General features: G+C 64.8%; 12 protein-coding genes. 1 reads left to right on the top strand and 11 read right to left on the bottom strand.

All coding sequences use genetic code 11. The annotated features are described in order from the left end of the window. Positions 1–9 precede the first annotated feature (9 nt). From E5P3_RS02300 to E5P3_RS02250, 11 genes are all read right to left on the bottom strand, one after another. Entirely contained in the window at positions 10–1,620 is a 1,611-nt protein-coding gene (locus E5P3_RS02300) for a hypothetical protein (protein WP_162584515.1), read from the bottom strand. A gap of 130 nt (positions 1,621–1,750) precedes the next feature. Then, a complete protein-coding gene (gene rpsJ / locus E5P3_RS02295; protein WP_068674876.1) occupies positions 1,751–2,065 on the bottom strand; it encodes a 30S ribosomal protein S10 in 315 nt (104 codons plus the stop codon). Between the two features lie 20 nt (positions 2,066–2,085). Continuing rightward, the gene (gene tuf / locus E5P3_RS02290; RefSeq protein WP_102905108.1) at positions 2,086–3,279 is read right to left on the bottom strand and encodes an elongation factor Tu; all 1,194 of its coding nucleotides are present in this window, start codon (positions 3,277–3,279) and stop codon (positions 2,086–2,088) included. 151 nt (positions 3,280–3,430) lie between these two features. Further along, positions 3,431–5,530, bottom strand: a complete 2,100-nt coding sequence (gene fusA, locus E5P3_RS02285; RefSeq protein WP_162584514.1) for an elongation factor G — start codon at positions 5,528–5,530, stop codon at positions 3,431–3,433. Positions 5,531–5,614: 84 nt separating this feature from the next. Beyond that, on the bottom strand, positions 5,615–6,088 hold the full coding sequence (rpsG, locus tag E5P3_RS02280) for a 30S ribosomal protein S7 (RefSeq protein ID WP_068675996.1): 474 nt from the start codon (positions 6,086–6,088) through the stop codon (positions 5,615–5,617). A gap of 147 nt (positions 6,089–6,235) precedes the next feature. Continuing rightward, a complete protein-coding gene (rpsL, locus tag E5P3_RS02275) occupies positions 6,236–6,613 on the bottom strand; it encodes a 30S ribosomal protein S12 (protein WP_028249584.1) in 378 nt (125 codons plus the stop codon). A gap of 216 nt (positions 6,614–6,829) precedes the next feature. Further along, complete coding sequence (locus tag E5P3_RS02270) at positions 6,830–7,999, bottom strand: D-alanyl-D-alanine carboxypeptidase family protein (protein WP_162584513.1); 1,170 nt, start codon at positions 7,997–7,999, stop codon at positions 6,830–6,832. 23 nt (positions 8,000–8,022) lie between these two features. Further along, the gene (locus E5P3_RS02265) at positions 8,023–8,655 is read right to left on the bottom strand and encodes an alpha/beta hydrolase (protein ID WP_162584512.1); all 633 of its coding nucleotides are present in this window, start codon (positions 8,653–8,655) and stop codon (positions 8,023–8,025) included. A gap of 5 nt (positions 8,656–8,660) precedes the next feature. Continuing rightward, positions 8,661–9,014: a (2Fe-2S) ferredoxin domain-containing protein gene (locus tag E5P3_RS02260; protein WP_162584511.1), complete on the bottom strand. Its 354-nt coding sequence runs from the start codon at positions 9,012–9,014 to the stop codon at positions 8,661–8,663. A gap of 45 nt (positions 9,015–9,059) precedes the next feature. Next, positions 9,060–10,172, bottom strand: a complete 1,113-nt coding sequence (locus E5P3_RS02255; RefSeq protein WP_162584510.1) for a VanZ family protein — start codon at positions 10,170–10,172, stop codon at positions 9,060–9,062. A 3-nt stretch (positions 10,173–10,175) separates the two neighbouring features. Then, positions 10,176–10,604 (bottom strand): CopD family protein, encoded by a 429-nt coding sequence (locus E5P3_RS02250; protein WP_162584509.1) that lies wholly within the window; start codon positions 10,602–10,604, stop codon positions 10,176–10,178. A gap of 302 nt (positions 10,605–10,906) precedes the next feature. On the opposite strand from E5P3_RS02250, the gene hemB reads away from it, so the two are divergent. Next, the gene (gene hemB / locus E5P3_RS02245) at positions 10,907–11,911 is read left to right on the top strand and encodes a porphobilinogen synthase (RefSeq protein WP_162584508.1); all 1,005 of its coding nucleotides are present in this window, start codon (positions 10,907–10,909) and stop codon (positions 11,909–11,911) included. Positions 11,912–11,925 lie beyond the last annotated feature (14 nt).

Genomic DNA, 11,925 nt, shown 5'->3' with positions numbered 1-11,925 from the left:
GCTGTGCTCCTAGTTGACGGTGACGGTGAAGCATGTGCTCGCCGCCGAGTTGTTGAAGTCGTTGACCACCAGAACAGCCTCGCCCGCCGCCAAGGTGACGGAGCCTGTTTCGCTACCACCGACGGTGGACAGGCCCTGCCCTGCGCGCCGCCCCTGGTAGACCACGAAATCCGGATCCGAGACGGCCGGCCCACCGGTAACTGCGATGCTGTAGGCCCGCTGGGTCGGAACGGTGAAGCGCAGGTAGGCATAGCTGCCCAGCTTGTTGCCCGCACGCGCCGGATCGGCGTCGCTTGTCACGCAGGCCGGCGTGGCGGCCCCCAGCGCCGTCGGCTTGTACATCGGGAGGGCGAATGTGGCGAGCCCACCATCGTTGGTCTCGTTGTCCGCAAACGGATCATTCGGAACCACGATGCTTTGGCCGGCCAGCAGCGAATTCAACGCAGCGGCACTCCCCGGCGCAACGGCATTGAAGGCGACGGAGAAGGGATGGATCGAAGTCACGGCGACACCGCTCTTGAACGACGGCGCAGTGAGCGCATCATGGATCGGCTTGAAGCCGACTTGGCTGTTCAGGTTCCAGAGGAGGGACTGGATCGAAGCCTCGCGGAACCACCCGGGATTGGACGTCGTCCCAGCGGTCAGATCGAGATTGGACCCCAGGGCCTGGTTGGCGCCGGCAGAATCGGTGTAGTTGCTGCGCGCCAGGGCGATGCCGGACCAGGCATTGCCCCAGCCCTCTGAAAAGGCCAGGCGCCGGTCCAAGCGCTCGCTGAGGGAATGGCTACCGCCAGGCGAATCGTCACGGCTGAAGGCCGACTGGTAATAATGTCCCCATTCGTGCGCGACCACCGAGCTGTCGTACTCATCGGTGTCGACGTTCTCCTTGCCCAGCACATAGATGGCGCGGGCCGCACCTGCCGCGTTCGAACTGGTGAAGTAGGTCGTTCCGATCTGGCCAAGCGCCGGATTCCCTGAAGCCGGCACGTTGTTGACGCTCCAGAAGATGCGCAGAGGCGGGAAGACCGTGCTCGGTGCGACCGAGAGGACCTTGGTCTGGGTCGCGTAGACGGTGTCGAGCACCGCGAACGGCCCGGCGACGCGGGTCGAATCGTAGCTCGATCCGTTCCAGCCTGAAGGCGCATGGACGTTGCGCGTCACCGCTGCACTGCCAGTGGAGAAACTCCCGCTCTCCATCGCGTAAAGGGCCTCGCTCTGGGTGTTGTCGCGCACGCTGACGTCCCAGCTTGCCCCCGACCCGGTCTGCAGCAGTTGGGCCTTGACCCGTACGTTGACGGTCGTGTTGGCAGGCACTGACACAGCGTAGGCGCCGTTGCCATCGGCGGCTGTGCTGGCCAGCACAGCGGCATTGGCATCGAGGATTTCGACGACCGCGCCGCGAACCGGCTTGGCGCTCATGGCGCCATAGCTCAGCCCACCGGTGGCGTTGGGCACCGAATCAAAAGTGACGTTGCCGCTCAACGTCACTGTGGTCGCGCCCGGGACGCCCGGCACGCCCGTGATCGGGAAGAAGCCGCCACCGCCGCCTCCCCCGCCGCCGCACGCTCCGAGCACGGCCAGGGCAAGCAGCGCCACGCTTCGCAGGAACCAAGTTTTCATGATCTCTCACCCCCCAGAGCGTCCATGCCCGGCCGATCGCCGTTTACGAAGGATGCCACATTCAAAAGCCAAAAAATAAGCCCGCCAGCGTTTCCGCAGGCGAGCTCATTCCTACAACGCCTAATGGCTTTTACTGCAGCTTGATCTCGACGTCCACGCCGGCCGGCAGGTCGAGCTTCATCAGCGCGTCCACTGTCTTGTCGGTCGGATCGACGATGTCCATCAGGCGCTGGTGCGTGCGGATCTCGAACTGGTCACGGCTCGCCTTGTTGACGTGCGGCGAACGCAGGATGTCGAAACGCTTCATGCGGGTCGGCAGGGGCACCGGCCCCTTGACGATTGCGCCGGTGCGCTTGGCGGTGTCCACGATCTCAGCAGCCGACTGGTCGATCAGTTTGTAGTCGAATGCCTTCAGGCGGATGCGGATTTTTTGCTTGGCAGCCATGGTGATTCCTTTGCGTTCGATCAGATGTCGAGGATCTTCGCCACCACGCCGGAGCCCACGGTGCGGCCACCCTCGCGAATGGCGAAGCGCAGGCCTTCTTCCATGGCGATGGGGTTGATCAGCTTCACCGTGATGGACACGTTGTCGCCGGGCATGACCATCTCCTTGTCCTGCGGCAGCTCGATCGCACCCGTCACGTCGGTGGTGCGGAAGTAGAACTGCGGACGGTAGTTGTTGAAGAACGGCGTATGACGCCCGCCCTCGTCCTTGCTCAGCACGTACACCTCGGCGGTGAAGTGGGTGTGGGGCTTGATGGAGCCCGGCTTGCACAGCACTTGGCCGCGCTCGACTTCCTCACGCTTAGTGCCGCGCAGCAGCACGCCCACGTTGTCCCCAGCCTGGCCCTGGTCCAGCAGCTTGCGGAACATCTCCACGCCCGTGCAGGTGGTCTTCTGGGTCGGGCGGATGCCGACGATCTCGATTTCCTCGCCAACCTTGATGACGCCGCGCTCGACGGCGCCGGTCACAACCGTGCCGCGACCGGAGATGGAGAAGACGTCTTCCACGGGCATGAGGAAGGTGCCGTCCACCGCACGCTCAGGGGTGGGGATGTAGGTGTCCAGGGCCTCGGCCAGCTTCATGATGGAGCCTTCGCCGAGTTCGCCCTTGTCGCCTTCCAGGGCCAGCTTGGCCGAGCCGTGGATGATGGGGGTGTCGTCGCCCGGGAATTCGTACTTGTCCAGGAGCTCGCGCACTTCCATCTCGACGAGCTCCAGCAGCTCCTTGTCGTCGACCATGTCGCACTTGTTGAGGTAGACGATGATGTAGCCCACACCCACCTGGCGCGCCAGCAGGATGTGCTCGCGGGTCTGGGGCATCGGGCCGTCGGCGGCCGAGCACACGAGGATGGCGCCGTCCATCTGGGCGGCACCGGTGATCATGTTCTTGACGTAGTCGGCGTGCCCGGGGCAGTCGACGTGCGCGTAGTGGCGGTTGGCCGTCTCGTACTCGACGTGGGCGGTGTTGATGGTGATGCCGCGCGCCTTTTCTTCGGGCGCCGCGTCGATCTGGTCGTAGGCCTTGGCCTCACCGCCGAACTTGGCCGACAGCACCGTGGCAATCGCCGCCGTCAGGGTGGTCTTGCCGTGGTCCACGTGACCGATCGTGCCCACGTTCACGTGCGGCTTCGTGCGGGTGAATTTTCCTTTTGCCATTTTTCAATCCTTGAAAGAGCAGGCCCGTGTGTTGGTTTTACGTCTGCACCTTGTTGCTGGCTCCTTCGCCACGGGCAACGAAGGGCACAAGATCGCAGACAGAACTGGGAAGAACAAGGACGGCCGAGCCGCTCTCATTCGGGACGCAAGCTTACTTGGTGCGCGCAGCAACGATGGCTTCGGCAACATTTCGCGGGGCTTCCGCGTATTGCTTGAATTCCATCGTGTACGTGGCGCGGCCTTGCGACATCGAGCGCAGCGTGGTTGAGTAGCCGAACATCTCCGACAGCGGAACTTCGGCCTTGATGGCCTTGCCGCCGCCGACCATATCTTCCATGCCCTGGACCATGCCGCGGCGGGAGGACAGGTCGCCCATCACGTTGCCGGCGTAGTCTTCAGGCGTCTCGACTTCCACGGCCATCATCGGCTCGAGGATCACGGGGCTGGCCTTGCGGGCACCTTCCTTGAACCCGAAGATAGCGGCCATCTTGAAGGCCATTTCGTTCGAGTCCACATCGTGGTACGAGCCGAAGTGCAGCGTGACCTTGACGTCAACGACCGGATAGCCGGCTAGCACGCCTTGCGTCAGCGCCTCCTGCACGCCCTTTTCAACCGCCGGGATGTACTCGCGCGGCACCACGCCGCCCTTGATGGCGTCGACGAACTCGAAGCCCTTCCCGGCTTCCTGCGGCTCAATCTTGAGCACGACATGGCCGTACTGGCCCTTGCCGCCGGACTGGCGCACGAACTTGCCCTCGGCATCTTCGACGGTCTTGCGGATGGTTTCGCGGTAGGCCACTTGCGGCTTGCCCACGTTGGCTTCCACACCGAACTCGCGCTTCATGCGGTCCACGATGATTTCGAGGTGCAGTTCGCCCATGCCCGAGATGATGGTCTGGCCCGATTCCTCGTCGGTCTTCACGCGGAACGACGGGTCTTCTTGCGCGAGACGCTGCAGGGCGATGCCCATCTTTTCCTGGTCCGCCTTGGTCTTGGGCTCGACGGCCTGCGAGATCACCGACTCGGGGAACACCATGCGCTCGAGCATGACGATGGCACTCGGATCGCACAGGGTTTCGCCGGTGGTCACCTCCTTCAAGCCCACGCACGCGGCGATGTCGCCAGCGCGGATTTCGCTTACTTCTTCGCGGTTGTTGGCGTGCATCTGCACGATACGGCCGATGCGCTCCTTCTTGCCGCGCACCGGGTTGTACACGCTGTCGCCCTTGGACAGCACGCCCGAGTACACGCGCACGAAGGTCAGTTGGCCCACGAAGGGATCGGTCATCAGCTTGAACGCGAGGGCCGAGAACTTTTCTTCGTCGTCGGCCTTGCGCACCACCGGCGCTTCGTCTTCGTCGGTGCCGGCAACCGGGGGAATGTCGGTCGGCGCGGGCATGTATTCGATGACGGCGTCGAGCATGGCCTGCACGCCCTTGTTCTTGAAGGCCGAGCCGCACAGCATCGGCTGGATCTCGCCGGCGATGGTGCGCTGGCGGATGGCCTTCTTGATTTCTTCCTCGGAAAGCGTCTCGCCTTCGAGGTACTTGTTCATCAGCTCTTCGCTGGATTCGGCAGCGGCTTCCACGAGCTTTTCGTGGTATTCGTTGCAGACATCGACCAAGTCGGCCGGAATTTCACCATAGGTGAAAGTCACGCCCTTGTCCTCGTCCCAGATGATGGCCTTCATCTTCACCAGATCGACGATGCCGCGGAACTTGTCTTCGGCGCCGATCGGGATCTGGATCACGACCGGGTTGGCCTTCAGGCGGTCGACCATCATCTGGCGAACGCGTAAGAAGTTGGCCCCAGTGCGGTCCATCTTATTGACGAACGCGAGACGGGGCACCTTGTACTTGTTGGCCTGGCGCCAAACGGTTTCCGACTGAGGCTGCACGCCGCCGACGGCGTCATAGACCATCACGGCGCCGTCGAGCACGCGCATGGAACGCTCCACCTCGATGGTGAAGTCCACGTGGCCGGGGGTGTCGATGATGTTGATGCGGTGCTCGGGGAAGTTCTGCGCCATGCCTTTCCAGAAGCAGGTGGTGGCAGCAGAGGTGATGGTGATGCCGCGCTCTTGCTCCTGCTCCATCCAGTCCATCGTGGCGGCGCCGTCGTGCACTTCACCGATCTTGTGATTCACACCGGTGTAGAACAGGATGCGCTCGGTAGTGGTCGTCTTGCCGGCGTCGATGTGCGCAGAGATACCGATGTTGCGGTAGCGCTCGATGGGGGTCTTGCGGGACATGAAATTACTCCATTAACGGATGAAAGCCCGCCCACCACACGGTGGGTCGGGCTTCCAGCCAGTACTCTTGTTGAGGGCGGTCTTCTAGAAGCGGAAATGGCTGAAAGCCTTGTTGGCCTCGGCCATGCGGTGCACTTCGTCACGCTTCTTCATGGCGCCGCCACGGCCTTCCGTGGCTTCCATGAGTTCGTTGGCCAGGCGCAGGGCCATCGACTTCTCGCCGCGCTTGCGGGCGGCTTCCTTGATCCAGCGCATCGACAGCGCCAAGCGGCGCACCGGGCGCACTTCCACAGGCACCTGATAGTTCGCGCCGCCGACGCGACGCGACTTCACTTCGACCATCGGCTTGACGTTGTTGATGGCGATGGTGAAGGCCTCAAGCGGATCCTTGCCCGGATTCCTCTTCTCGATCTGGTCGAGGGCACCGTAGATGATGCGCTCGGCCACAGCCTTCTTGCCGCCCTCCATGATCACGTTCATGAATTTGGACAGCTCGACATTGCCGTACTTGGGATCCGGCAGGATTTCACGTTTAGGGACTTCGCGACGACGTGGCATTTCTCTAACCTCTTTTGCTTCAGTTGGCGCCTCTTACAGAGACACCGCGAGAACCGACGGGAGCTCTCACTTACTCGACCCGACAGTGGGTCACTTCGTTCGATGCAACCGCCAGGCGCGCCGAACACCGATTGAACATTCGAAGGCTCAAGCCTTCTTGGGACGCTTCGCGCCGTACTTGGAGCGCGACTGCTTGCGATCCTTCACACCCTGCAGGTCCAACGAGCCACGCACGATGTGGTAGCGCACACCAGGCAGATCCTTGACACGACCGCCGCGAACCAGCACCACGCTGTGCTCCTGGAGATTGTGGCCTTCACCGCCGATGTAGGAAATGACTTCGAAGCCGTTGGTCAAGCGGACCTTGGCGACCTTGCGCAGCGCCGAGTTCGGCTTCTTGGGGGTCGTGGTGTAGACCCGGGTGCAGACACCGCGTCGTTGCGGCGAGTTCTGCATGGCAGGGCTCTTCGACTTGATCTTTTCGACCTCGCGACCCTGACGCACCAGTTGATTGATGGTTGGCATGAATGAATAAGTCCCAAAACACCCCGGCCGAACTCCTCACCGTGACATGAGGCAACCGAGAGATGACGAAAACGTGAAACCCTTCGGAAATTTCCGAAAAGCCCGCGAGTATAACACTCGCCCCGAGGCCTGCCCCCCCCCCCCCCCCGCGCGGGGCCGCCCCACCGACGGCGGCGCCTACGGCCGGCTAGAAAAGAACCGCCGCCAGGACGAGTTCTACTTGATCCAAAGGCGGATGGCGTCCCAGGCGCGGCCCAGGACACCGGCCTGCTCCACCGGCTCGAGCGCGACCAGCGGCACGTCGGCGACCGGCTGGTCGGCCAACGTTATCTTGAGCGAGCCGATCGGCTGGTTGCGGGTGAATGGGGCGACCAGGGGATCGGGCCGCGCCACTTGTGTCTTGATCTTGCCAGCAGAGCCCGCCGGCACCGCCACCACGATCGGCTCGGCGCGGCCGAGCTTGACGGTGTTCTCCTTGCCCTTCCAGACCGGCGGCGTGGCGACCGGCTGGTTGGCGTCGAACAGGCGGACCGCATCGTAGGCGGTATAGCCCCAGTTCAGCAGCTTCTGCGATTCGTTGGCGCGAGCATTCTCGCTGGCCGCCCCGAGCACGATCGACAGCAGGCGCCGGCCACCGGCGAGGTTGGGAAAGTCGCGCTTGGAGGTCACGATCATGCAATAACCCGCCGCATCGGTATGGCCAGTCTTGAGGCCGTCGACTGTCGGATCGCGGAACAGCAGCAAGTTGCGGTTGGTGTCGTTGGTCGAGGGGGTGCCGGGATAGCGGTACTTTTTGATCGAGTAGTAGTGCACATACTCGGGAAAGTCGCGCATCAGCCGCGTCGCCAGGATGCTCAGGTCTCGCGCCGTGGTCGTGTGGCCCGGTGCGGTCAGGCCCTCGGGGTTCTTGTAGCCGGTGTTCTTCATGCCCAGCGCCTTGGCCTGGTCGTTCATGAGCTCGACGAAATGCTCCACCGTGCCGCCCACGCCCTCGGCCAGCGCGACGGTGGCGTCGTTGCCCGACTGCACGATCAGCCCTTTGATCAGGTCCTCGACCGGCACCTGCATCTTCGGGTCGATGAACATACGCGAGCCGGGCATCTTCCAGGCGCGGGTGCTGACCGGCAGGGTCTGCTGCAGGGTGATCTTCCTGGCCTTGAGCGCGTCGAAGACAAGGTAGGCGGACATCAGCTTGGTGAGCGAGGCCGGCTCGACGGGCGTGTCGACGTCCTTCTGCGCCAGGAGCTGGTTGGCCGTCACGTCCAGCAGCAGGTAGCTGCGCGCGGCGACTTCCGGAGGTTGCGGCACCTGGGCCGCGGCGATCAGGCAGAAGGATGCGGCCGCGGCCGCTGCGAAGGCGCGCAGCGCGCCGAGAAGACGATTCATGGAGATGCGAAGAGAGACGAACACTAGCCCGCGCGCAGATGGCGGACGACCAGACCTTTGAGCAGCGGCAATTGTCCGTGAAAGAAATGGCCGCCCCCGGGAACGACCGTAACAGGAAGTGACTGCGGCCGCGCCCAATCCAGCACGGCAGCCAGCGGAACGGTGTCGTCCTGCTCGCCGTGCACGACCAGCGTGCGCTCGTGCACCTCGGCCGGCAGAGTCGCCACAGAGAAGCGGGCGGCGGCGGTGCCCACCAGCACCAGTTGGCGGATGTCCCGCCGCTCCCACAACGGCTCGGCGGCGCAGCTCGCCACGAAGGCCCCGAAGGAAAAGCCGGCGATGGCCAGCGGCCCCTCCGGGGCCACCTGCTCAATGACCTGGAGCATGTCGTCGCGCTCGCCGCGTCCCTCGTCGTGCACGCCCTCACTGCCGTCGACGCCGCGGAAATTGAAGCGCACCGCGGTCCAGCCGCAGGCGACGAAGGCGCGCGCCAGCGTCTGAACCACCTTGTTGTCCATGGTGCCGCCGAAGAGCGGATGCGGATGCGCGATCACGGCGACGCCTCGCGGCGCAACGCCCTCGACCGCGGCATCGCGCAACGCGGCGATCGCGCCGGCGGCGCCTTGGAGCTGGATCTTTTCGGTCTGCGAGTTCATGGGTCTCAGCGCCCCACTTCCGGTGGCAGGAGCAAGCGCTCCACCAACTCGCCGTCGCGCAGGTGCGAATCGACGATCTCGTCGATGTCCTGCTCGTCGACGAAGGTGTACCAGACGGCTTCCGGGTAGACCACCGCCACGGGACCGCCGGCGCAGCGGTCGAGGCAACCGGCCTTGTTCACCCGCACCTTGCCGGGTCCCGCCAGGCCCGCTTCCTTGACGCGGGCCTTGCAGCGGTCGAAGCCCTGCTGCGCGTTGTGCTGCGAGCAGGAATCCTCGCCGTTCTTGCGTTCGTTCAGGCAGAAGAAGATGTGGCGGCCATAGTAGCCGCGCGGCGGCGCCGTGCTGGAGGTGGACATCGTCTCATTCTATTGAGCGTGCACGGCCCGCGCGCCGCAAGGGGCCTAGGCGCGCGCCCTGCGCGACAGGGCCGCCAGCACGTAAAGCAGCGTGGCGAATGGCCAGAGCCAGCCCAGCCACTGCGCCAGCCCGTGGAAGCGAATGAAGCGCCCCTGCTCCCAGGTCGCCAGGGTCTGGGCGAAGTAGGCGCTCTCGGGTGCCTGGTTGAGCAGGCTCAGATGGACCACGAGCGCGACCAGCAGCAGCGCCGCGCACAGGCGGCGCGGCGCGGGCAGCAGCAGTACGCCCAGGAACAAGGCAGCCGCAATGCCGACCCGCACCGGGAGGCTGAGCCAGGCCCAGGCATGCTCGGGTCCATAGCTCAGGGCGGCCGACAGGGCGGAAGCCGCCACGCCGCTGAGCAGCACCAGCGGCAGTAGCGTTGCCCGGCGCGCCACGGACCGTGTCACCAGGAATCCCAGCAGGCAAGGCACCAGTGCGCCGAGGGCGACGCACAGGAGCTCGACGCCCGGCACCAGTGGTTCCAATTCGAATTGGCGCACCGGCATCCAGTCGATGAAGGGCGTGTCCAGCAGCCACTCGGAAATGGCCGCCTCGAGGCGCTCGAACACCTGGCCGAGCCCGAAGGTGACCGCGGCCGGGAACAGCAGCGCCAGCGGCCACAGCGCCAGCAGCACCAGCGCGCCGCGCGAATCCTCGATAAACCAGTTGGAGCGGGTGCGGTGCCAGTGCGCCACCGCCCCCAGACGCTCGAGCGCCGCCGCCAGCACCGCGCCCGCCAGCACGCCCAGGCTGTTGAGGCCGAGGTCCACGTTGGACGGAATGCGCGCCGGCAGGTAGCTCTGCAGCGTCTCCATGACGAAGGCGATGGCGGCGCCGATCAGCGTCGCCGCCATCACCGCGCGCACCGACCCTATTCCGGGCTGTGTGCGCAGCGCGGCAATCGTCATCAGGACGCCCAGCGGCATGTAGCCGGCCACGTTGATGCCGAAGTCGAACCCCGTCCAGTACCTGGGCCAGGGCGCCGCCAGGTAGGACCAGGGGGCAATGCCCTGGTCGCGCCAGTCGGCGAAGGGGTAGAGACTCGCGTAGACGATCAGCGCCGCATAGGCGAGCGCCAGGGGCAGGGCTGCGGACTTGTGTTGCTGCGTGGCCACCGCTCAGAAAGGCTTGACCACGACCAGCACCACGATCGCCAGCAGCAACAGCACCGGCACCTCGTTGAACCAGCGGTACCAGCGCTCGCTGCGCAGGTTCTGGCCCGTCACGAACCTGCGCAGCAGCACCCCGCACCCATGGTGGTAGCCGATGACCCCCAGCACCAGCGCCAGCTTCGCATGCATCCAGCCGTTGCCAGGACCGCGCCCGACGCCGTAGCCCAACCAGAGCCAGAGGCCGAAGACGATCGCGGGCACGGCCAGGAAGGTGGTGAAGCGGAACAGCTTGCGCGCCATCAGGACCAGCCGGGCCCGCTCCGCCACCGACGCCGGCGCGACCATGGCCAGGTTCACGAAGATGCGCGGCAGATAGAACAGTCCCGCGAACCAGCTGGCGACGAAGACGATGTGCAGCGATTTGACCCAGAGCATGCCGGCAGTTTAGTGGGCCTCCATTCGCAGACGGGGCGATCGCCGGGGCAAAAAAAAGCCCGGCGCCAAAACGCCGGGCTGGGAAGCCCTTTTGCTGTCACACATCAAGGCACCCGCTCAGGGAGGAAAAGCGGGGAGCGGCAAGCCGCCCACCGCGGAATTTAGCAAAGGCATTACGTGCGATCAAGCAAGTTCTAATTTTCTGTCGATTTTTCTCGGATTGAGTAGTTGAAAGGTGTTACTAAACTGAGCAATCTGGGGGTCCGCCGTGGTCCAAACGCACTTGGGGCACAATTTTCGTCATGATCCTCCACGCCCCCTTCCCGTCGAGCCGGCCGCGCCGGCTGCGCCGAGACACCTTCACGCGCAATCTCGTACGTGAGCACTCGCTCAGCGTTCACGACTTGATTTATCCGGTGTTCGTGCAGGAGGGCGAGAAGCGGCGTGATGCCGTATCGTCGATGCCCGGGATCGAGCGGCTCAGCCTGGACCTGCTGCTGCCGGTGGCCGAGGAATGCCTCTCGCTGGGCATTCCGGTCATGGCCCTGTTCCCGGTGATCGACGCCGGCCTCAAGACGCCGGCCGGCGACGAGGCCTTCAACCCCGAGGGTCTGATCCCGCGCGTGGTGGCAGGGCTCAAGTCGCGCTTCCCCGAGTTGGGCGTGATGACCGACGTCGCGCTGGACCCCTACACCAGCCACGGCCAGGACGGCCTGCTCGACGAAACCGGCTACATCCTCAACGACCCGACCGTCGAGGTGCTGGTCAGGCAGGCGCTGGTGCAGGCCGAGGCCGGCGTGGACATCGTGGCGCCCAGCGACATGATGGACGGCCGCATCGGCGCGATCCGTGGCGCCCTTGAATCAGCCGGCCGGATCCACACCCGGATCATGGCCTACAGCGCCAAGTACGCGAGCGCCTTCTACGGCCCCTTCCGCGACGCCGTGGGCTCGGCCGCCAACCTCGGCAAGAGCAACAAGAAGGTCTACCAGATGGACCCCGGCAACAGCGACGAGGCGCTGCGCGAGGTCGGCATCGACATCGCGGAGGGCGCCGACATGGTGATGGTGAAGCCCGGCATGCCCTACCTGGACATCGTGCGCCGGGTGAAGGACGAATTCCATGTGCCGACCTTCGCCTACCAGGTCAGCGGCGAGTACGCGATGCTCAAGGCCGCGGCACAGAACGGCTGGCTGGACCACGATGCCGTGATGCTGGAGAGCCTGCTGGCCTTCAAGCGCGCCGGCGCCGACGGCGTACTCACCTACTTCGCGCTCGACGCCGCGCGGCTGCTGCCGAAGCGCTAGTCCCGGGCGCGTCC

The sequence above is a fragment of the Variovorax sp. RA8 genome, from assembly GCF_901827175.1.
Lineage (GTDB): Bacteria > Pseudomonadota > Gammaproteobacteria > Burkholderiales > Burkholderiaceae_C > Variovorax.
This window is presented reverse-complemented; position numbering and strand designations above follow the sequence as displayed.

Excerpts from the sequence above, each read along its gene's own strand:
- E5P3_RS02300 (WP_162584515.1), bottom strand. The coding sequence starts at position 1,620 with ATGAAAACTTGGTTCCTGCGAAGCGTGGCGCTGCTTGCCCTGGCCGTG.
- rpsJ (WP_068674876.1), bottom strand. The coding sequence starts at position 2,065 with ATGGCTGCCAAGCAAAAAATCCGCATCCGCCTGAAGGCATTCGACTAC.
- tuf (WP_102905108.1), bottom strand. The coding sequence starts at position 3,279 with ATGGCAAAAGGAAAATTCACCCGCACGAAGCCGCACGTGAACGTGGGC.
- fusA (WP_162584514.1), bottom strand. The coding sequence starts at position 5,530 with ATGTCCCGCAAGACCCCCATCGAGCGCTACCGCAACATCGGTATCTCT.
- rpsG (WP_068675996.1), bottom strand. The coding sequence starts at position 6,088 with ATGCCACGTCGTCGCGAAGTCCCTAAACGTGAAATCCTGCCGGATCCC.
- rpsL (WP_028249584.1), bottom strand. The coding sequence starts at position 6,613 with ATGCCAACCATCAATCAACTGGTGCGTCAGGGTCGCGAGGTCGAAAAG.
- E5P3_RS02270 (WP_162584513.1), bottom strand. The coding sequence starts at position 7,999 with ATGAATCGTCTTCTCGGCGCGCTGCGCGCCTTCGCAGCGGCCGCGGCC.
- E5P3_RS02265 (WP_162584512.1), bottom strand. The coding sequence starts at position 8,655 with ATGAACTCGCAGACCGAAAAGATCCAGCTCCAAGGCGCCGCCGGCGCG.
- E5P3_RS02260 (WP_162584511.1), bottom strand. The coding sequence starts at position 9,014 with ATGTCCACCTCCAGCACGGCGCCGCCGCGCGGCTACTATGGCCGCCAC.
- E5P3_RS02250 (WP_162584509.1), bottom strand. The coding sequence starts at position 10,604 with ATGCTCTGGGTCAAATCGCTGCACATCGTCTTCGTCGCCAGCTGGTTC.
- hemB (WP_162584508.1), top strand. The coding sequence starts at position 10,907 with ATGATCCTCCACGCCCCCTTCCCGTCGAGCCGGCCGCGCCGGCTGCGC.